This is a genomic window from Nocardioides sp. P5_E3 (assembly GCF_054049275.1).
The window spans coordinates 39,795-59,846 of the sequence record NZ_JBFUMR010000013.1 but is presented as its reverse complement, the minus strand read 5'-3'; the positions used below and the strand labels follow the sequence as shown (position 1 = coordinate 59,846).

Here is a 20,052-nt window from a genome sequence, read left to right as displayed (position 1 = left end):
CGGGAAGCGTGGTCGATCGGGGCGCAGCACCCCCCTAGGAGGGGTCGCCAGCGCCCGTCGGGGTGGCCCCGACGGGTGAACCGTCAGAAGTCCAGGCCGCGGGCCCAGTCCTCCGAGTCGATCCGGGCGACGAGGTAGGGGCCTCCGCCGGCGCGGCGCTCCTGCTGCTCGTCCCCCTCGCGGTCCATCCGGTAGCCGATGCCGCGGATGGTGTGGATCCAGGTGGCGTCGGTGTGGCGCCGCAGCTTGCCGCGCAGGTTGGCGACGTGCACGTCCACCAGGTGGTGGTCGTGGGTCAGCGCGCTGCTCCAGATCGCCAGCACCATCTCCTCGCGGGTGCACACCCGCGACAGGTGCGTCGCGAGGTACTCGAGGACGTCGTACTCGATGCGGGTCAGCTCCACGATCGAGCCGTCGATCTGCACCTCGCGGCGCGCGGAGTTGATCACCAGGCCCGCTCCGGCGTTGATCGTGGACGGCTCGTCCACTGGCTGCGCCGGGCTCGGCACCTGCGGGTTGCGCCCGTTCACCGGCTCCTCGGTGACCGTCCCGGTCCGCGGACGCCGGAACAGCGCCGCGACCCGCGCGCGCAGCTCGCGCGGCGAGAACGGCTTGAGGACGAAGTCGTCGGCCCCGACCTCGAGGCCGATCAGCTTGTCCACCTCGTCGGAGCGCGCCGACACGATCACGATGTAGCAGTCGCTGGTCTCACGGATGCGGCGACAGACCTCGATGCCGTCCATGTGCGGCAGCGTCAGGTCGAGCGTCACCAGGTCGGGCGGGTCGGCTGCCGCCGCGCTCACCGCCTGGCGACCGTCGAGCGCCGAGGTGACGCGGAAACCCGCCCCCTCGAGAGTCTCCACCAGTGCTGACGAGATGTCTGGATCGTCCTCGACGACCAATGCATGTAGCTCTTGCACGTCAAACCCCCACATTTGCGTAGGCAAGGGCCCCACGCCCTCGCCGTGACACCGCCCGGACGATGTCGCTCGATGCTAATGCCATCGACGGCGGAGAACTAGGAGAGGTCTGAGGGATGAACGGGCTGTCTAGACCGCCTCATCTTGACGGAATCTGAAGTGAATGCCCGCCGTGGGATGCGCTTTCCGTGGCTCAGACGAGCTCGATCCCACGATTGACCCACACGTGGTCCACCACCATGCCGACACGCTCGTACATCGGGAGTGCTCCGGTGCGTGAGTCCGTGCTCAGCTCGGAGGTGCGGGTGCCGTGCTCGCGCCCCCGGGCGAACGAGTCGACGAGCAGCGCCTGGGCGATCCCACGGTTGCGCTGGTCACGTCGTACGGCGAGCCGGTCGACGTACGCCGTCGCACCGTCGTCCGACACGAGGACGAGCGAGACGCCGACGACGGCGCCGTCCTCGTCGAGCGCCACCCGCAGGTTCCACGGCTCGAACCCGGGCCGGCCACTGGTCGCGGCGGCGAAGTCCTCGAACGTCTCCCGGTCGCGCACCGACCACTCGAGGAAGGCGTCCTCCAGGACGTCGTGGGCCGCGCGCAGCTCGTCGGGCCCAGCCGTGCGGACGACGTAGCCCTCCGGCAGCGCGCGCTCGGGGATGGTGGCCCCCTCGGGCAGCTTGAGCACCCAGCTGGTCCACCGGACCCGGAAGCCGAGCTCCTCGAGCAACCGGTCGCCCGGCGAGCCCTGCGGGACTGGCATCCCGACGACCGACGAGCCGACGCTGCGGCCGAGGTCGACGAGCCAGTGGGCCAGCCAGGTGCCGATGCCGCGGCCGCGGTGGCTCGGCAGGACGGAGGTGTCGGCGCGGTCGGCGCCCATCAGCTCGGCGTACGCCACCAGGGTGTCGCCGTCCCACACGCCGACCGAGCGGGCGCCGAGGTCGTGGCTGGGCTTGGCCCAGTCGCTGACGATGTCGGCCTCCTCGATCGCGACGTGCCCGATGTCCTCCTGCTCCTGGGCGGCCATCAGCACGAAGACGTCGTGGGCGTCGGACCTCTGCAGCGGCCGCGTGGTGAGCCCCTCGGGCAGGTCGGGCATCGCATCTCGCATGAGGGGAGTGTGCTTGCTCACGTGCGGGCTTGTCGCGCCCTTATCCGGCCTCGGGGAATGTCCTGTTCACGCCTGAGGCCCTACCGTTGGAGGGTGAGTGACGACCAGCCCGTAGCACCCGAGCAGACCTTCTCCGACCTCGGCCTCACGCCGGAGGTCCTCAAGGCGTTGGCGGACGTCGGCTACGAGACCCCCTCGCAGATCCAGGCCCTGACGATCCCGCCGCTCCTCGAGGGGCGCCACGTCGTCGGTCTGGCCCAGACCGGCACCGGCAAGACGGCCGCGTTCGCGCTGCCGATCCTGTCGCAGCTCGACTTCTCGCAGAAGACTCCCCAGGCACTCGTCCTGGCCCCGACCCGTGAGCTCGCGCTCCAGGTCTCGGAGGCCTTCGAGAAGTACGCCGCCCACATGAAGGGCGTCAAGGTGCTGCCGATCTACGGCGGCCAGGGCTACGGCGTGCAGCTGTCCGCGCTCCGTCGCGGCGTGCACGTCGTCGTCGGCACGCCGGGCCGCATCATGGACCACCTCGAGAAGGGCACGCTCGACCTGAGCGAGCTGCGCTTCCTCGTCCTCGACGAGGCCGACGAGATGCTGAAGATGGGCTTCGCCGAGGACGTCGAGACGATCCTCGCCGACACCCCCGACAGCAAGCACGTGGCGCTGTTCTCCGCGACGATGCCGGCGCAGATCCGCCGGATCTCGAAGAAGTACCTCGCTGACCCGGTCGAGATCACCGTCAAGAGCAAGACGTCGACGGTCTCCTCGATCACCCAGCGATACCTCATCGTGTCGTACCCCCAGAAGGTCGACGCCCTCACGCGCATCCTCGAGGTGGAGAACTTCGAGGGGATGATCGTCTTCGTCCGCACGAAGAACGAGACCGAGACGCTCGCCGAGAAGCTGCGCGCCCGCGGCTACTCCGCCATGGCCATCAACGGCGACGTCGCGCAGGTGCAGCGCGAGCGCACCATCAACCAGCTCAAGGCCGGCAAGCTCGACATCCTCGTCGCCACCGACGTCGCGGCCCGCGGCCTCGACGTCGAGCGGATCAGCCACGTCGTCAACTACGACATCCCGACCGACACCGAGTCCTACGTGCACCGCATCGGCCGCACCGGCCGCGCGGGCCGCTCGGGCGACTCGATCGCCTTCGTCACCCCGCGCGAGCGCCACCTGCTCCGCGCCATCGAGAAGGCCACGCGCCAGCCGCTGACCCAGATGCAGCTGCCGACCGTCGACGACGTCAACGCCACCCGCCTGACGCGCTTCGACGACCAGATCACCGAGGCGCTGACCCAGCCGGAGCGGATCGACTTCTTCCGCGACGTCGTCTCCCACTACGTCAGCGAGCACGACGTCTCCGAGGTCGACGTGGCCGCCGCCCTCGCCGCGGTGATGCACGGCGAGCAGCCGTTGCTGCTCGAGCCGGAGCCCGAGCGCGCCAACCGCAGCTTCGACGAGCGCCCGACGCACGGCGGCAAGGCCGACCGCGGTCCCCGCGAGTCGCGCAGCGGACAGCCGATGGCGGCGTACCGCATCGAGGTCGGCAAGCGCCACAAGGTCGAGCCGCGGCAGATCGTCGGCGCCCTGGCCAACGAGGGCGGCCTGTCGCGCGGCGACTTCGGCTACATCTCGATCAAGCCTGACTTCTCCGTCGTCGAGCTCCCCGCCGACCTCCCGGCCGGCACGCTCGACCGGCTCTCCGGCACGCGCATCTCCGGCAAGCTCATCGAGATCAAGCCCGACAACGGTCCGTTCCGCGGTCGTCCCGGCGGCGGCCACGCCGGCAAGGGTGGCGGCTACAAGGGCAAGAACCCCCGCTGAGCGGGCACTTCCTCGCGCTTCAACCGGTCGACCGGGCACTTCCTCGCGCTGACATGCAGCGACCGGGCGCATCCTCGGTGAGGATGCGCCCGGTCGGCTGTGTCTAGCGCGAGCAGCTGCCCGGTCGGCTGTGTCCAGCGCGACGGAGTGCCCGGTGGGATCAGGCGTTGCGGATCGCCGAGACGTCGAACTCGAGCTTGATCTTCTCGGAGACGAGGACGCCGCCGGTCTCGAGTGCGGCGTTCCAGGTGAGGCCCCAGTCCTTGCGGTTGATGGTGGTCTCGCCCTCGAAGCCGACGCGGGTGTTGCCGAACGGGTCCACGGCGGAGCCGGTCTGCTCGAACTCGATCGTGACGGGCTTGGTGACATCCTTGATGGTCAGGTCGCCGGTGACGGCCCAGTCGGCGCCGTCGCGCTTCACCTCGGTGGAGGTGAAGGTGATCGTGGGGTAGGTCTCGACGTCGAAGAAGTCGCCGGACTTGAGGTGGCCGTCGCGGTCGGCGCTGCCGGTGTCGACGGACGCGACCTGGATGGTGAGGTCGACCTTGGACGCCGACGGGTTCGCCTCGTCGATGCGGGCGGTGCCCTCGAAGGCGCCGAACTGGCCGCGGACCTTGGTCACCATGGCGTGGCGGGCGACGAAGCCGAGGCGGCTGTGGCTGGTGTCGATCGTGTAGTCGCCGGTGATGTCGTCGATGGCGGTGGTGGGGGCGTCGAAACCGGTGGTCATGGGAGCTCCTCGCGGAAGGCGGTGGTTGGTAGAACTTTCAACCACCATAACCGGCGATCGCCCAGGTTCATTCCCGGGTGACGCAAGGATTTTCCGTGGGGCGTGGAAATGACGACGAGCCACGCCCTGGTGGGCGTGGCTCGTGCGTGCGAGCTGGGTCGGGCGCCTGTCAGGCGGCGTGGGTGGCGACCGTCTCGACGGTCGACCAGCGTGCCTCCATGTGGGTGCGGCCCGACGCGTCCGTGACGGCGACCCAGGCGCAGACCGGCCTGTCGGTCATCGACTGCTTGCTCATGTGACACCTCCCGTTCACCTTGTGTTCACCTATAGTAGCACGTCCCCACCTGTGCACCATTGTTTCGCTCACAGGGGACGGATGTCCCCCACCTGCACTCCCTCAGGCGGGCGGCTTGCGGGTCAGTGCCCCACTTGTGACGGGTGGGTCGCGGCTCCGCGATGCTTTGCGGGACAAGGCGAGCACTTCTTGCCCGATTTCGGGCAGGAAGTTGTCAGTCGCGCGGCTGAGGCGGATGATCAACCGGTGCCGGACCCCGCCCTCGTCGCTCATGTGGTCGCCACCACGTCGTTGACGCCCGGCGAGGCCGCCCGGGTCGTCGAGGACGTCATCGCCTTCCACGCCCAGCCGGTGGAGGACTACGTCCGGGCTCGCCACGCGAGCCTCAAGACGTACGGCGCCAGGAACCCCGAGATCTTCGCGCGCATCGCCGAGGAGCTCGCCCAGCGAGTCGTGGCCGCCCCCGAGCTCTCCGAGCGGCAGCTGCGACGCATCATCTACGGATAGGACGCAACGTCATGTGTGGAATCGTCGGCTACATCGGCCGTCAGGAGGCGGCCCCGGTCGTCCTCGAGGGCCTAACCAGGCTCGAGCACCGCGGCTACGACTCGGCGGGCGTCGCGGTCCTCGGCAACCGCGGGATCCGGGTGGCCAAGCAGGCCGGGAGGGTGCGCGACCTGGGGGACGCCCTGCCCAAGCGCTTCGCCGGCGCCACGGGGATCGGGCACACCCGCTGGGCGACGCACGGGCCGGCGACGGACGCCAACGCCCACCCGCACACCGACGAGTCCGGCCGGGTGGCGGTCGTGCACAACGGGATCATCGACAACTCCGCCGCGCTGCGCGCCGAGCTGGCCGACGCGGGCACCACCCTCGCCAGCGACACCGACACCGAGGTGCTCGCCCACCTCGTCGCACGCAGCGACGCCGACACGCTCGAGGGCAAGGTCCGCGACGCGCTGGGTGCGGTGGTCGGGACCTACGGCCTCGCCGTGCTGCACGCCGACTTCCCGGACCGCATCGTGGTGGCCCGCAACGGCAGCCCCCTGGTCGTGGGCGTCGGCGACAAGGAGATGTACGTCGCCTCCGACCTGGCCGCGATCGTGCGGCACACGACCACCGTGGCGGTCCTCGACGACGGCGAGATGGCCACCGTCACCGCCGCCGGGTTCAGCACGATGCGCCACAGCGACCTCGTCGCCACCGGCAAGACCGCGGCCGAGGTCGACGTCGACGCGTCGGCGTACGAGGCCGGCGAGCACGAGTCGTTCATGCGCAAGGAGATCCTCGAGCAGCCGACCACGGCGCAGGCCGTGCTCCGCGGTCGCCTCGACGAGCGCTTCGGCACCGCCCACCTCGGCGGCCTCGACATGGACGCACGCGAGCTGCGGGCGGTGCGCCGCGTGAAGATCCTCGGCTGCGGCTCGGCCTACTACGTCGGCCAGATGGGCGCCGCGCTCATCGAGGAGCTGGCCCGCATCCCCGCGGACGCGGAGGCGGCGAGCGAGTTCCGCTACCGCAACCCGGTGATCGAGCCTGACACCCTCTACGTCGCCGTGAGCCAGTCAGGCGAGACGATCGACACCCTGCTGGCGGTGCAGGAGGTACGCCGCAAGGGCGGGCGCTGCGTCGGCCTGGTCAACGTCGTCGGGTCGGCCATCGCTCGCGAGTGCGACGGCGGGATCTACCTGCACGCCGGACCCGAGGTCGCCGTCGCGAGCACCAAGGCGCTGACCAACATGTTCCTCGCCTTCGCGCTGCTCGCCCTCCAGCTGGGCCGCGTGCGCGACCTGTCGATCGCCGACGGCAAGCGCCTGGTCGCCGGCCTGGAGCGGTTGCCCGGCCAGATCGAGGAGGTCCTGGCCGGTGAGGCCGAGCTGGTCGAGGTCGCGAAGGACCTCGCCGAGGCGCGCAGCCTGTTCTTCATCGGTCGCGTGCGCGGGTTCCCGGTGGCCCGCGAGGGCGCGCAGAAGTTCAAGGAGATCAGCTACCGCCACGCCGAGGCCTACCAGACCTCCGAGCTCAAGCACGGCCCGCTCGCCCTCATCGACCCCGAGGTGCCGACCGTCGCGCTGGTGCCGCACGACGAGCTGGCCGAGCGCAACGTCGGTGCGTTGCACGAGATCGAGGCGCGCAAGGGCCCGCTCGTGGTGATCACCCACGAGGACGTCGACCTCGGCGAGGTCAGCGCCCGCCGGATCGTCGTACCCCGCAACGAGCCCGAGCTCGACCCGATCCTGCTCAACGTCCCGCTCCAGCTGCTGGCGTACCACGCGGCCCAGCACCTCGGTCACGACATCGACAAGCCGCGAAACCTGGCGAAGTCGGTCACGGTCGAGTGAGCGGAGAACCCGCCACCCAGGCCTGAAATGGACTGGGCGCCCCTTGCCGCATGGGGTCGGCAAGGGGCGCGCCGTGGAGAACCATCCCATCGGCTCCGCGTCCTGTCCGGACTTCGTGGGAACTACCGACGGATTTTGCTGTCGTCTGGATCACGTGGCGCCGGCGGCCCTTCCGGCGAGCTCCAGGGCGCGCCGGGCGAGCGGCTCGGCGGACGCGCGATCGGTGGTGACGAGGCCCACGCGGGTACGCCGGTCGAGCAGGTCGGCGACGTCGTGCGCGCCCTCGTGGGTGACGCCGAAGACCAGCTCGGCGAGCGTCACCGGGACGACCTCCGACACCGGGACGAGCAGCTCGTCATCGGCCAGGCCGGTGACCTCGCGGGCGGTGGCGAGCACGAGCCCGGCGTCGGTGCCGAAGCGTCGTACGAGCCGGGCGGGCGCCGACGTGCGGCGCAGGTCGTCCGGCGCGGCGGCGCCGAGCAGGGGGAGCGACGCGGTGCGGCACGGGCCCGCGTCCAGGCGTCCTGCGGCGACGAGCGCGTCGAGGGTGTCCTGCGCCATCCGCCGGTAGGTCGTCAGCTTGCCGCCCACCACGGTCGTCACCCCGGTGGCGGACGTGAGGATGGCGTGACGTCGGGACAGGTCGGACGTCGCGTCGGTGCCGGAGACCTCGAGCAGCGGCCGCAGGCCGGCGAAGGCTCCGACGACGTCCTCCCTCGTCGGCGGCGTGGTGAACGCCGAGGCCACGACACCGAGCAGGAAGTCGATCTCGGCCTCGCTGGGCTGGGGCACGTCGGGCACGGGTCCGGTCACGGGCTCGTCCGTCAGGCCGACGTAGATCGTGCCGTCGGGCTGCGGCAGCACCATCGCGAACCGCGACGTCGTGTCCGGGATCGGCACCATCACCGCGACCCGGGTGTGCGGCAGCGCCGACCCGCGCAGGACGAGGTGGGTGCCGCGGCTGGGCCGCAGCCGGACCTGCTCGTCGAGGTCGCCGGCCCAGACGCCGGTCGCGTTGACGACCGCCCTCGCGCGGACGTCGTACGTCGCCCCGGTGAGCTCGTCGCGGACCGTCACGCCGGCGCCGGTCGCGGCGGTGACGCGGGCGCGGGTGCGCACGTGGGCGCCGTACGACGCTGCGGTGCGGGCCACGGTGACGACGAGGCGGGCGTCGTCCTCGAGCTGCCCGTCCCACGCGAGCAGCCCGCCGCGGAGCGTGTCGGCGCGCAGGGCGGGAGCGAGGCCGAGGGTCTCGGTGGTGTTGAGCCGGCGCGGACGCGGGAGCGTCCGGGTGGTGGTGTGGGCGCTGCGCCGCAGCACGTCGCCCGCCTGGAGCCCGCCCCACGTGAAGGCCGTCCGGCTGCGCGGCATCGCGTCGTTGACCGGGGTCAGCATCGGAAGCGGGTGGACGAGGTGGGGCGCCGTGACCTCCATGAGGATGCCGCGCTCGACGGCGCTCTCGCGGGCGATGGCGAGCTGTCCCTGCGCGAGGTAGCGCAGGCCGCCGTGCACGAGCTTGGACGACCAGCGTGACGTGCCGAACGCCAGGTCGTGCGCGTCGACCGCGAGCACCGTGAGGCCGCGGGTGACGGCGTCGAGGGCGACACCGGCGCCGGTGATGCCGAGGCCGACGACCACGACGTCCACCTCGTCGGGAAGGTCGGCGAGGCCGGGGGCGATGCGGCGGGCCGGCTGCATCAGGGCTCCAGGGCGCGGGCGACGCCGCGGACGTACTCCGCGTCCAGGTCGTCCAGCCCGATCCGGTCGTCGGTCATCGTCATCGCCGAGAAGACGAAGCCGTGCGCCGCGAGGGTCAGCGACCGCGCCATGAGCACCGGGTCGCCGGCGCGGATGGCGCCGTCGACCTGGCCGCTGGCGATCTCGGCCGCGAGGATCTCGACGAGCGCCTCCTGGGAGCGCCCGCGACGGTGGAGCAGGTAGGGCAGCATCAGGTCGGGGTCGAGCTCGACGATCCGGACGAAGAGCTCGTTGTCGCGCAGCGCGCGGACCGTCGCGAGCGCGGCCTCGGCGATGCCCTCGGGGGTCGTCGTGTCGGCGGCGGCGACCTGCGTCGCGGCGGCGATGCCGACCCACTCGCGGGTCATCAGGTCGCCGAGCAGCGAGCCCATGTCGGGCCACGCGCGGTAGATCGTCATCCGGGAGACGCCGGCCCGCTTCGCGACCTCGGTGAGCGTCGTACGCCGCCAGCCGACGTCGAGGATGCAGGCGCGGGCGGCGTCGAGGTAGCCGTCGAGTCGCGGGTCGGCGGCCGCGCGGGTGGTGTGACGAAGTGACGTCATGTGTCACACTGTAACGCATGACCGAGCCGATCCCCATGGAGATGCACCCGCAGCGCTGGGGCGACCCCGCGGCCGCCACCGTCCTGCCCGGCTCCGCTCTCGGGCTCGTCGAGCTCGCCTTCGGGCTGCAGGACCGTCCGCCGGTCAGCGGGGCCGTGCCGCCGCCGTCCGCGCTGGACAATGCCCTGCTCGACGACCTCCGAGCGGCCCTCGGGGCCGAGCACGTGCTCACCGACGACGCGACGCGGACGCTCCGCACGCGTGGGAAGTCCACACCCGACCTGCTGCGCGCCCGCGCCGGCGACCTCGACGACGCACCCGACGCCGTCGTCCGACCCGACGGACACGACGACGTGGAGGCCGTCCTCGCCTGGGCCGTGGAGCACCGGGTCGCGGTCGTCCCCTTCGGTGGCGGCACCTCGGTCACCGGAGGCCTGGCCGCGCGCCGCGACGGGTTCGCGGGGCTGGTCAGCCTCGACCTGGTGCGGATGAAGCGGCTGCTCGCCGTAGACGAGGTCTCCATGACCGCAACCCTCGAGCCGGGGCTGCGCGGCCCCGAGGCCGAGGCCCTCCTCGCCGAGCACGGGCTGACGCTCGGCCACTACCCGCAGTCCTTCCAGCACGCCTCGATCGGCGGCTTCGCGGCCACGCGCTCGAGCGGGCAGTCCAGTGCCGGCTACGGACGCTTCGACGCGATGGTCGTGGGTCTCACCGCCGCCACGCCGACCGGGACGCTGCGCCTCGGCTCCGCGCCGGCCAATGCCGCCGGGCCCGACCTGCGTCAGCTGCTGCTGGGCTCGGAGGGCGCCTTCGGTGTCATCACCTCCGTCACCGTGCGCGTACGGCGCGCGCCCGCCGTGACGTCGTACGAGGGCTGGCGGTGGCCGTCCTTCGACGCCGGCTCGGACGCGATGCGCACCCTGGCCCAGGCCGGGTTGATGCCGACCGTGCTGCGGCTGTCGGACGAGTCCGAGACGGCGATCAACCTCGCCGACCCCTCGTCCATCGGCGGCGCCGAGGACCCCGGCTGCCTGATGGTCACCGGCTACGAGGGCACCGACGAGCAGGTCGCGGCCCGGCGCGCGGCGGTCACGGCCGTCCTCGCCGGTCTCGGCGGGACCGCGCTCGGCACCGAGCCGGGGGAGAAGTGGGCCCACGGGCGCTTCGACGGTCCCTACCTCCGCGACGCGCTCCTCGACCACGGCGTGCTCGTCGAGACGCTCGAGACCGCGACGTTCTGGTCGAACCGCCAGCGGTTGTACGGAGACGTCAAGGACGCGCTCACCGCGTCGCTCGGCGAGGGATCGCTGGTGCTGTGCCACGTCTCGCACGTCTACGAGACCGGCTGCTCGCTCTACTTCACCGTCGCGGCACGCCAGGGAGACGACCCGATCGCCCAGTGGCAGGCGGCCAAGGCCGTGGCCAGCGACGCCATCATCGCGGCGGGCGCGACGATCACGCACCACCACGCGATCGGCACCGACCACAAGCCGTGGTTCGCCCGCGAGATCGGGGACGTCGGGGTGCGGGTGCTCCGTGCGGTCAAGGCCGAGCTCGACCCGTCGGGGATCCTCAACCCGGGGGTGCTCATCCCCTGACCGCCGCGCGGCGCTTCGCTTCCCGGTATCTAGGGACGATTCGGTTGGTCTGCGGGCCGTTTCACCTACCAGTTCGTCCCTAGATACCCGGGCTGGGAGGGGCGCGGGGCGCGCGGCGCGGGGCGATGTCAGGCGAAGGTCCAGACGAGGAGCTCGGTCGGCTCGGTGGCCGTGACGACGTGACCGGGCTCGTCGGTGAGGCGTACGGCGTCGCCGGAGCGGAGGTCGAGACCGTCGAGCGAGACGGCCCCGGTCGCGGCGAAGACGTGCTGGCGCGGGTCGTCGGGGAGCGCTACCGACTCGCCCTCGAACAGCCGCGCGACGAGGAGCCGGGCGCCGGTCGTCCCGATCGGCAGGCCGTCGCCGCCCGCCACGGCCACCAGCCCCGACGAGCGCGGCGGCGCCTCGCCCAGGACGTACGACGGCTCGGTGCCCGGCGCGGACGGGGTGAGCCAGGCCTGGACGAACCGGCAGCGCCCCGACCGCGAGTCGGCGACCTCGCTGTGGCGGACGCCGGTGCCGGCGGAGAGCACCTGGGCGCGGCCGGCCTCGACGACGTGCCGCTGGCCCGACGAGTCGGTGTGCACGAGCGCCCCCTCGAGCACCCAGGTCACGATCTCGAGCTCGGTGTGCGGGTGCTCGGGGTAGCCCGCGACCGTCGACGCCGACGGATCGAGCAGGTCGTCGTTGTGGCAGACGAGCGGTCCGAAGCCGAGGTTCGTCGGATCGTAGTGGGGCCCGAACGAGAAGGAATGGCTGGTCAAGCGCCCCTTGACAGTGTCCGACGACCTGTCCGAACCGGCGTACAGGGCCATGCTCATGCCGATATCTTCGCGGATGTGCCACCCCCGGATGCAGCCGCCCCGCACGACTTCCCCCTGCTCCCTCCCGGCTTCCGCTTCGGCACGAGCACGGCGAGCTACCAGATCGAGGGCGCGGTGTCCGAGGACGGCCGCGGCCCGAGCATCTGGGACACCTTCGCCGCCGAGCCGGGGCGCGTCGCCGGCGGTGCCACCGGCGAGGTCGCGTGCGACCACTACCACCGGGTCGACGAGGACGTCGCGCTGATGAAGGAGCTGGGCACGGGCGGCTACCGCTTCTCGATCGCCTGGCCCCGCATCCAGCCGACCGGTCGCGGGCCGGCCAACGAGAAGGGCCTGGCGTTCTACGACCGGCTCATCGACACGCTGCTCGCCAACGGCCAGGAGCCGATGGTCACGCTCTACCACTGGGACCTCCCGCAGGCGCTGGAGGACGACGGCGGCTGGCTCAACCGCGACACGGTGGACCGCTTCGCCGAGTACGCCGCGATCGTCGGTGAGCGGTTCGCCGACCGCGTCGCGCACTGGATCCCGGTCAACGAGCCCAACGTCGCCTCGATCCTCGGCTACGGGCTCGGCACCCACGCCCCCGGCAAGGCGATGCTGTTCGACTGCCTGCCCGCCGCCCACCACCTGCTCCTGGCCCACGGCCGCGCGGCCATCGAGCTGCGCAAGGCCGGGGCGAGGTCGGTCGGGTGCGCCAACAACCACGCCCCGATCTGGCCCGCCAGCGACGACGACGCCGACGTCGGGATGAGCAAGATCTTCGACGCCCTGTGGAACGGCACGTTCCTCGAGCCGATGCTGCTCGGCCGCTACCCGGTCGACCTGATGCCGCTCTTCGAGGACGTGATAGCCGAGGGCGACCTCGCCACGATCCGCCAGCCGCTCGACTTCTACGGCGTGAACTACTACCAGCCGATGAAGGTCGCCGCGGCCGACGAGGACGCCGAGATCCCCTTCGACCTGCGCGAGGTCGTCGGCTACCCGACCACCGACTTCGGCTGGCCGATCGTGCCCGACGCGCTGCGCGAGTGGCTGGTCATGTTCCGCGCCCGCTTCCGCGCCGCGCTCCCGCCGATCGTGATCACCGAGTCCGGCTGCAGCTACAACGTCGGTCCCGACGCGGACGGCGTCGTCGACGACCAGGCGCGCATCGACTACCTCCGTGCCCACGTGAACGCCGTCTCCGAGGCCATCCAGCGCGGCGTCGACGTACGCGGCTACTACTGCTGGTCGCTGATGGACAACTTCGAGTGGGCCGAGGGCTACACCCAGCGCTTCGGCCTCGTGCACGTCGACTACGACACCCTCGAGCGGACGCGCAAGAAGTCGTTCCACTGGTACGCCGACCTGATCAGGGCGCAGCCCCAGCACCTCTGAGCCGAGCAGCGTCGACCGAGGCACGAGGTCGGCGCGTGGGCTCGGCCAGATCGAGTGGGCGACGAGGCCGTATCGAGTCAGCGGTTTGGCACACTTCCGGCATGGCCGACGACCGACCCGTTCCCGACCGACCCGTCCCCGACCGCCCCGTCCCCGACCGACCGGGCGCCCCCGGCGCCGACGGCGGCTTCTCGGGTGGCCGGTCGGGCAACCACGGCATGACCTGGGTGGCGCTGGCCCTGCTGCTGCTGATGGTCGTCGTGGTCGGGTGGCGGCTCTTCGACTTCTGGGACAGCCGGCAGCCGCCGGCCGGCGTCGAGACCCAGCAGGCGACGGTCGTCGGGTTCGAGGAGCTCGGGCCCAGCCGGGCCGGCCAGAAGTCGACGGAGTACTCCTCGGTCGTCTTCGAGCTGCCCGACGGTGAGCAGGCCTCCGCCCTCTACGAGCTGCGCCGCCTCGGCGACGTCGAGAAGGGCGACGAGATCACCGTCTACGAGCAGGGCGGCGAGTGGCGTACGACGGTCGAGCGGGCGTGGGGGTCGACGCTCCTGTGGGCCCTCGGGATGGTCGCCCTGCTCGCGATGATCGCCGGCTGGTTCCGGGTGAGGTCGAGGGCGAAGAAGGACGAATCGCCCGTCTGACGCGGGTTTCCGGGTTTGGCGGCGACGTCGCCGGGTAGAACTGGGTCGACCCGACCGCCCCAGACGAGATCGACGAAGGACCCGCCCGTGAGCTTCCAGGTTGACCCCGATGCGCTGACCGCGGCGTCGCGACTCGCGACCAGGCAGCACGACCACATCGGCACGATCGACGACTACATCAGCTCGTCCTGCAGCAACTTCGGCGCCTTCTCCGGGGTGCTCAACCTGTTCCAGGGCAGCTACGAGTCGGCGGTCTCGACGGCCCACGACGGGCTGCGCGACTCGCGGTCCGTGGCCGACAAGGTGCGCGACGCGTTCATCGACTCGCGTGACGACTACCTCGACACCGACGAGGCGACCTACGACCGCTTCCGCGCCCTCGCGCCGGACCCGTCCGGCTTCCCGCCCTACGCCCCGGCCGGCAGCGGCAACGACACCCCGGGCGCCCCGCTGTCCGACGCGCCGCAGGACGGCACGAAGATCCCCGACCTCGAGGGCAAGCACCCCGGCATCTCCGACGGCGCCTCCGCGGTCGGCGACAAGGTCAAGCCCGGCAACGACGTCGACAAGCCGCCGCCGTGGATGGACCCGAAGAAGGCCGCCTCCGACGCCGTGACCGACGCGTTCGAGCGCCGCACCGACGAGTACCAGTACTACCGCTCGCTGGGCTACTCCGACGAGGAGGCGTTGCAGTACGCCAAGACCGACGGGATCGACGCGCACGCCGACACGATCAACCACGACCGGATCAACCGCACCGCCGAAGGTGCCTACAACACCGAGTATGACCGGGCGATCGCCGACGGGGCCAGCCCGGAGGACGCCCGCGAGCGGGCCAACGACGGCTACGCCGACTCGCGCTCGCGCGACTCCGCCGACCACGACCGGCGTCGTGACATCGGCGAGACGGCGTCGACCTACACCGACCTCTACGACGAGGGGAAGCAGGTCGTCGACAACGTCAACGACCTGGTCGACAACGTCGACGAGATCGGCGACAACGCCGACGACCTCGGCGAGTACGACGACTACCAGTCCCAGGACGAGGACACGAGCGCACAGGAGTGGGCCGGACGATGACGACCATCACCGAGCACGTCAACCCGGTGTCGGCGGTGGCCGGCGGCACGCCCCCGGGCACCCAGGGCCAGTACATCGAGGACAAGAAGGGCGAGTGCGGGCTGATCATCCCGGCGATCGACGGCATCGTCGACAAGATCACCGGCTGGAGCCTCCTGGAGGCGCTCTTCAAGCCGGTGGCCGGCGACTTCAACGCGGTGTCGTCCATGCAGCTCGCGTGGGGCAATGTCGGCAATGCCTGCGCCGGCGTGGGCCAGAACTACACCTCGCTCGGCCAGCAGCTGCCCGCCGTCTGGCAGGGCCCGGCCGGCAGCGCCGCGGCCTCGCGGATGGCCGACGTCGGCCAGATGCACGCCGACCAGCAGGAGGCCTCGGGCTACATCGCCGAGCAGCTCGGGCACGTCATCGAGGTCGGCAAGGCCACCCTCGACGTGCTGGTCATCGCCATCGACTTCATCGACGGCGTGATCCAGGAGCTCATCATCTCGGGGCTCGCCGGTCCCATCGGCTGGCTGAAGGCGGGCGTCAGCGCGCCCGGCAAGGCCCGGCGCATCATCGAGCTGATCCACGACGGCCTGCGCGCGATCGAGAAGCTCACCCAGGCCGCGCAGGCCCTGCTCAAGGTGCTGCGCTACGTCAACGCCGGGCTCGGCGGCGCCAACGCGGTCCTGACCTCGATCAGCACCGCCCAGCACGCCAGCGCGGGCAACCGCACCGACGACTCCGCCCAGCAAGGATTCTGATGGCCCTCTCCGACGACCCCGGCCTCCAGGCCGCCCTCCAGGACTCGCGCCGCCAGGCCAACGAGGCCACCGCGTCGCTGCGCCAGCTCGCCGCCCACCTCGGAGCCGAGCGCGACAAGTTCCGCGCCGAGTCGGCCCGCCGCATCCAGGACCTGCAGGCGCAGGCCCGCCGCGGCGAGCTCGGCCCCGACCAGGAGCGCCTCCAGCGCCGGGTCGACGCCGGCGAGACCTCGTGGCGCGACATCGCCTCCGGCGCCGACGACGACCCGACGGCGGAGGCCGCCCGCACCCACCTCGGCACCAGCCTGACCGCACTGCGCGAGGAGCTCGAGCACGACGACGCGTTCCAGGAGGCCGACGCCGCCGCGCGGGCCCAGCAGGAGCGGGCCACCCCCGAGCACTGATCGGTGCCCGGCGCCCCCGATAGGCTCCGATCATGACCGAGCCCACCAGCCGCCGCGTCGTGTTCGTCGTCGGCTCGGGCCGCAGCGGCACGAGCACGATGGCCGGCACCCTGCGCACGCTCGGCCTGCACGTGCCCCAGCCGGAGGTGGTCGCCGACGCGACCAACCCCAAGGGGTTCGGCGAGCCGCGCTGGGTCGTCGACCTGCATGCCGAGCTCCTCGCGCGCAGCAACGTCCAGGTCTCCGACGCCCGGCCGCGGGCGTGGCTCGACACCGGCACGACCAGCGGCGACCACGCCACCCGGGAGCGCGTCACCGCGTGGCTGGAGAAGCAGTTCGACCTCGGCGACGAGCTCGTCATCAAGGACCCCCGCGCCGCCTGGTTCCTCGGCCTGTGGCGCGCGGCCGCCGACCGCTGCGGTGCCACGTCGTCGTACGTCACGATGCTGCGACCGGTCACCGAGGTCGTCGGCTCCAAGCAGACCTACTACGGGCCCACTGGAGGGCGGAGTGGCGCCGGCTCCGACCAGGGCGCCGTCACCCGCACCGCCGCGTGGGTCAACATGATGCTCCACACCGAGCGGGCCACCCGCGGCCAGCAGCGGGCGTTCGTCCACTACGGCGACCTGCTCGAGGACTGGACGCAGCCGGTGTTCGCGCTCGGGGAGGCCTTCGACCTCGCCGCGGTGAAGACCGCGATGGCCGTCGACATCGCCGAGGTGCACCGCTTCATCGACCCGTCGCTGCGGCGGGTGACGATGACGTGGGACGACATCGGCGTCCCCACGCGGCTCCGGGAGCTGGCCGACGAGACCTGGGAGGCGCTCGACGCGATCGCCCGGGACGACTCGACCGCCTCCCAGGAGCGGTGCGACCAGCTGCGGGCCGCCTACTCGGAGCAGTACGCCGAGGCCGAGGCGTTCGCACACTCGACGGTCGTCGCCCAGCGGCGCGCGGCCGCCGCGGAGGCCCGCCGCGAGGCCGGCGCGACGGGCGAGACCCGCAGCGGCGCCGACCGCGTGCCCCACGCCGTCCGCGCGATGGTGCCGCCCGCGGCCCGGCAGAAGCTCCGCAAGGCGATCGGCCGGGAGCGCTCGTCCCAGCAGGATCGGGCCTGATGCCCGACATCGCCTCCCTCGAGGGGGACCCGGCGTACGACGTCACGTGGCCCTGGACGTCCGGCGAGCCGCTGGTCCCCGGGCTGACGTGCGTCTTCCGGGTCCGCAACGAGGCGCGCAACCTGCCGTGGGTGCTGCCGCCGATCTTCGCGGCCGTCCAGCACGTGCTGGTCGTCGACAACGGCTCGGACGACGGCACCGCCGACGTCGCGCGCGCGGTGGCCGAGGAGTGCGGCGCCGCCGACCGGCTGACCGTCCTCGACTACCCCCACCGCGTCTCGCGCGCCGGCGGCGAGCACCTCGCGACCCCCGCGACGAGCGTCCACTCGCTGACCCACTTCTACAACTGGTGCTTCTCCCACGTCCGCACGACGTACTCGATGAAGTGGGACGGCGACATGGTGCTGACCCCGGAGGGCACGGGCATCCTGCGCGACCTGTCGTGGCAGCTCCAGTCCACCCGCGCGATCGTCGCGATGCCGCGACACCCGCTGACCGTCGTCGACGAGTCGACCGGCTGGCTCGACCTGTCGCTGCGGTTCCTCGAGCCGTGGATCTACCCCATGGGGCCGGAGTTCACCTTCGTGAAGGCCTTCGACTGGGAGATCCGCGAGTTCCCGCCGGGTGTCGAGCGCATCGTGCTCCAGCAGGGCCTGGTGCTCGAGGTGAAGTGGCTCGACGCCGACGAGTACGCCCACTGGCGGCGCCACGGCGTCGACTTCACCAACACCCGGCTCTACCGCAAGCTCCGGGAGTTCGAGGTCGACGAGGCCATCCGCAACGGCGACCCCGAGGCGCTCGGCGGGCTGGTCAGGGTCACCGCTCCCGAGGGCGTCCACATCATCGACCACGTCAGCCGCGACTGGCTCTGGCGCCAGCCCCGCCCGCTCGTGAAGCACTCGCTGCCTGCCTCTCTCAAGCACCGAGACCCCAGCCCAGACCTCAAGGAGCGCGCACGACCGTGACGCATCCCCTCCACGACCTCCGGCTGCCCGGCCCCACGCTGGTCCTGGTCGACGACTCCGACAGCCTCGCGCTCGGCGCGCTGCAGGGCATCGAGGACCTGCCCGGCATCGAGCCGACCGTCGTGCCGCTGTCCACGCTCGACGGTCCCCGCAAGGGCTGGGGCTCGGTGCTCGTCGTCGCCGCCGACCGCGCCCGCCTGCGGCGGATGGCCAGCGCCGTACCCCTCCTCGGCCAGTGCAAGGCCGTCGCCTGCTGGCTCACCGACGCGCCCACCCCGTGGGTGCTCGTGCCGCGCCCGGAGTGGCCGCGCCTCGTCCACCTCGCCGCCCGTGAGGCCGACGACCGCGGGGTGCTCACCGTCGCCCGCTTCGCCTCCGGCGCCCGCGCGCAGCTCGTCGTGATGGAGATGGCCCGCCAGGCCGCCGGCCCCGGCGACACCACCCACGGCGGCCTCGTCGTGTCGTACGCCGGTCGTCCCGCCGCCCCGGGTCTCGACGCCCGGGCCGTGCTGCTGCCCGACGTCTCGGGTGCCGGCGACGCCGAGCGCGACGTGCCGCCCGACGTGGTCGTCGCCCGTCGCGGAGGGGACGTCGCGGAGCACCACGTCATCGACCGCGCGCCGACCGTCGTCACCGACCCCGGTCCCGAGCCCGTCGACGAGCTGGTCTTCAACCCGATCGGCTTCCGCAAGGACTGGGACCACCCCGTCGTCGACCTCGCCCGGCTGGTCGCCGGTTCGGGCCGCGGCCCGGTCACCGAGGACGTCGTTGCGGCGGCCCGCGCCTTCCAGGCCGTGCGCCTGCCGGCCGACACGAGCACCGCCGACCTGCTCGCGCTGGCGATCTCCGGGGTGCCGGTGGTCACGGAGGGCGTGCTCGACGTGGCGCCGCCGCTCGCCGCCGCGCTCGACGCGACGGTCGACCTCGACGATCCGCTCCGCCGCGAGGAGCACAGCCTCGCCGTGCGTAGGGCCGCCTTCGACCACCACTCCACCCTGGCCTGGCGCTCGGCGCTCGCCTCGCGCGCCGGCGTGCGCCACGTCGGGCTACCGGCGGTCAGCGCCCTGCTGTCGACCAAGCGGCCCGAGATGCTCGACTTCGCGCTGCGGCAGGTCGCGCGGCAGCGGGGCGCGGAGGTCGAGCTCGTCCTGGCCGCGCACGGCTTCGAGCCCGACCGCGACGCCGTACGCCGCGCGCTCGGCGACCGCCCGCACCAGGTGCTGAGCTTCGACGAGTCGACGTTCTTCGGCGACGTCCTCACCTCCGCGGCGCGGGCCGCGTCGAGCGAGGTGCTGCTCAAGGTCGACGACGACGACTGGTACTCACCCGACGCCGTGCACGACCTGCTGATGGCCCGCCGGTTCTCCGGCGCCGACGTGGTCGGGATGCCGTCGGAGTTCGTCTACCTCCACGCCAACGACGACCGCGACGACCTCACCGTCCGACGCAACCACCCCTCGGAGCTCTTCGCCCGCTTCGTCGCCGGTGGCACGCTCCTGCTCGACCGCGGGCTGCTCCGCTCGCTCGGAGACTTCCGCCGCGTGCGGAAGTTCGTCGACGCCCAGCTGCTCGCCGGGGTCGAGGCGTCCGGCGGCCGGATCTACCGCACCCACGGCCTCGGCTACGTCCTGCGGCGCACCGGAGCGGGACACACCTGGCAGCGTGACGACGAGGAGTTCCGCCGACCTGACATCGTGGCCTCCGAGTGGGAGGGCTTCCAGCCGAGCCTGGCGCTCGAGGTCGACCCGCTCGACCGGCCTGACGGGGGGAGGTAGGA

General features: G+C 72.1%; 19 protein-coding genes. 12 read left to right on the top strand and 7 right to left on the bottom strand.

The features are described 5' to 3' along the window. Window positions 1-83: 83 nt before the first annotated feature. Together ACXJKB_RS10285 and ACXJKB_RS10280 are read right to left on the bottom strand one after the other, a co-directional pair. A complete protein-coding gene (locus tag ACXJKB_RS10285) occupies window positions 84-935 on the bottom strand; it encodes a response regulator transcription factor (RefSeq protein WP_457187986.1) in 852 nt (283 codons plus the stop codon). A gap of 178 nt (window positions 936-1,113) precedes the next feature. Next, on the bottom strand, window positions 1,114-2,031 hold the full coding sequence (locus ACXJKB_RS10280; protein WP_457187984.1) for a GNAT family N-acetyltransferase: 918 nt from the start codon (window positions 2,029-2,031) through the stop codon (window positions 1,114-1,116). 93 nt (window positions 2,032-2,124) lie between these two features. Here ACXJKB_RS10280 and ACXJKB_RS10275 point away from each other — a divergent pair, with 93 nt between their 5' ends. Further along, window positions 2,125-3,855, top strand: coding sequence for a DEAD/DEAH box helicase (locus tag ACXJKB_RS10275; RefSeq protein ID WP_457187982.1), 1,731 nt, complete (start codon window positions 2,125-2,127; stop codon window positions 3,853-3,855). Between the two features lie 160 nt (window positions 3,856-4,015). Here ACXJKB_RS10275 and ACXJKB_RS10270 read toward each other — a convergent pair whose 3' ends face one another. After that, window positions 4,016-4,585 carry a YceI family protein gene (locus tag ACXJKB_RS10270; protein WP_300048175.1) on the bottom strand — a complete coding sequence of 190 codons (570 nt, stop codon included), beginning with the start codon at window positions 4,583-4,585 and terminating at the stop codon, window positions 4,016-4,018. A gap of 169 nt (window positions 4,586-4,754) precedes the next feature. Continuing rightward, window positions 4,755-4,880 carry a hypothetical protein gene (locus ACXJKB_RS10265; RefSeq protein ID WP_263575284.1) on the bottom strand — a complete coding sequence of 42 codons (126 nt, stop codon included), beginning with the start codon at window positions 4,878-4,880 and terminating at the stop codon, window positions 4,755-4,757. 246 nt (window positions 4,881-5,126) lie between these two features. Between ACXJKB_RS10265 and ACXJKB_RS10260 the strand changes: the two genes are divergently transcribed. After that, the gene (locus tag ACXJKB_RS10260) at window positions 5,127-5,387 is read left to right on the top strand and encodes a hypothetical protein (RefSeq protein ID WP_457187979.1); all 261 of its coding nucleotides are present in this window, start codon (window positions 5,127-5,129) and stop codon (window positions 5,385-5,387) included. 11 nt (window positions 5,388-5,398) lie between these two features. Further along, the gene (glmS, locus tag ACXJKB_RS10255) at window positions 5,399-7,222 is read left to right on the top strand and encodes a glutamine--fructose-6-phosphate transaminase (isomerizing) (RefSeq protein ID WP_457187977.1); all 1,824 of its coding nucleotides are present in this window, start codon (window positions 5,399-5,401) and stop codon (window positions 7,220-7,222) included. 150 nt (window positions 7,223-7,372) lie between these two features. Here the strand turns inward: glmS and ACXJKB_RS10250 are convergent, their stop codons facing one another. Together ACXJKB_RS10250 and ACXJKB_RS10245 are read right to left on the bottom strand one after the other, a co-directional pair. Next, window positions 7,373-8,920 (bottom strand): glycerol-3-phosphate dehydrogenase/oxidase, encoded by a 1,548-nt coding sequence (locus ACXJKB_RS10250; RefSeq protein ID WP_457187975.1) that lies wholly within the window; start codon window positions 8,918-8,920, stop codon window positions 7,373-7,375. After that, entirely contained in the window at window positions 8,920-9,522 is a 603-nt protein-coding gene (locus ACXJKB_RS10245) for a TetR/AcrR family transcriptional regulator (protein WP_457187973.1), read from the bottom strand. Before ACXJKB_RS10245 ends, ACXJKB_RS10250 begins: the two co-directional genes overlap by 1 nt. Before the next feature lie 17 nt (window positions 9,523-9,539). Between ACXJKB_RS10245 and ACXJKB_RS10240 the strand changes: the two genes are divergently transcribed. After that, the gene (locus ACXJKB_RS10240; RefSeq protein ID WP_457187971.1) at window positions 9,540-11,120 is read left to right on the top strand and encodes an FAD-binding oxidoreductase; all 1,581 of its coding nucleotides are present in this window, start codon (window positions 9,540-9,542) and stop codon (window positions 11,118-11,120) included. 128 nt (window positions 11,121-11,248) lie between these two features. Here the strand turns inward: ACXJKB_RS10240 and ACXJKB_RS10235 are convergent, their stop codons facing one another. Further along, on the bottom strand, window positions 11,249-11,884 hold the full coding sequence (locus tag ACXJKB_RS10235; protein WP_457187969.1) for a pirin family protein: 636 nt from the start codon (window positions 11,882-11,884) through the stop codon (window positions 11,249-11,251). 75 nt (window positions 11,885-11,959) lie between these two features. Between ACXJKB_RS10235 and ACXJKB_RS10230 the strand changes: the two genes are divergently transcribed. The 8 genes from ACXJKB_RS10230 to ACXJKB_RS10195 all read left to right on the top strand — a co-directional run bounded on the left by ACXJKB_RS10230 (window position 11,960) and on the right by ACXJKB_RS10195 (window position 20,050). Next, window positions 11,960-13,324 (top strand): GH1 family beta-glucosidase, encoded by a 1,365-nt coding sequence (locus ACXJKB_RS10230; protein ID WP_457187967.1) that lies wholly within the window; start codon window positions 11,960-11,962, stop codon window positions 13,322-13,324. Between the two features lie 101 nt (window positions 13,325-13,425). Continuing rightward, a complete protein-coding gene (locus ACXJKB_RS10225) occupies window positions 13,426-13,965 on the top strand; it encodes a hypothetical protein (protein ID WP_457187965.1) in 540 nt (179 codons plus the stop codon). 87 nt (window positions 13,966-14,052) lie between these two features. Then, a complete protein-coding gene (locus tag ACXJKB_RS10220; RefSeq protein ID WP_457187963.1) occupies window positions 14,053-15,045 on the top strand; it encodes a hypothetical protein in 993 nt (330 codons plus the stop codon). Then, window positions 15,042-15,788, top strand: a complete 747-nt coding sequence (locus ACXJKB_RS10215; protein WP_300048155.1) for a hypothetical protein — start codon at window positions 15,042-15,044, stop codon at window positions 15,786-15,788. The genes ACXJKB_RS10220 and ACXJKB_RS10215 overlap by 4 nt, the downstream gene beginning before the upstream one ends. After that, the gene (locus ACXJKB_RS10210) at window positions 15,788-16,192 is read left to right on the top strand and encodes a hypothetical protein (RefSeq protein WP_457187961.1); all 405 of its coding nucleotides are present in this window, start codon (window positions 15,788-15,790) and stop codon (window positions 16,190-16,192) included. Before ACXJKB_RS10215 ends, ACXJKB_RS10210 begins: the two co-directional genes overlap by 1 nt. A gap of 32 nt (window positions 16,193-16,224) precedes the next feature. Further along, window positions 16,225-17,310 (top strand): sulfotransferase family protein, encoded by a 1,086-nt coding sequence (locus ACXJKB_RS10205; RefSeq protein ID WP_457187959.1) that lies wholly within the window; start codon window positions 16,225-16,227, stop codon window positions 17,308-17,310. Then, window positions 17,310-18,275 (top strand): hypothetical protein, encoded by a 966-nt coding sequence (locus ACXJKB_RS10200; RefSeq protein ID WP_457187957.1) that lies wholly within the window; start codon window positions 17,310-17,312, stop codon window positions 18,273-18,275. Before ACXJKB_RS10205 ends, ACXJKB_RS10200 begins: the two co-directional genes overlap by 1 nt. Continuing rightward, the gene (locus ACXJKB_RS10195; protein WP_457187955.1) at window positions 18,272-20,050 is read left to right on the top strand and encodes a hypothetical protein; all 1,779 of its coding nucleotides are present in this window, start codon (window positions 18,272-18,274) and stop codon (window positions 20,048-20,050) included. Before ACXJKB_RS10200 ends, ACXJKB_RS10195 begins: the two co-directional genes overlap by 4 nt. The last annotated feature ends 2 nt before the right edge of the window (window positions 20,051-20,052 follow it).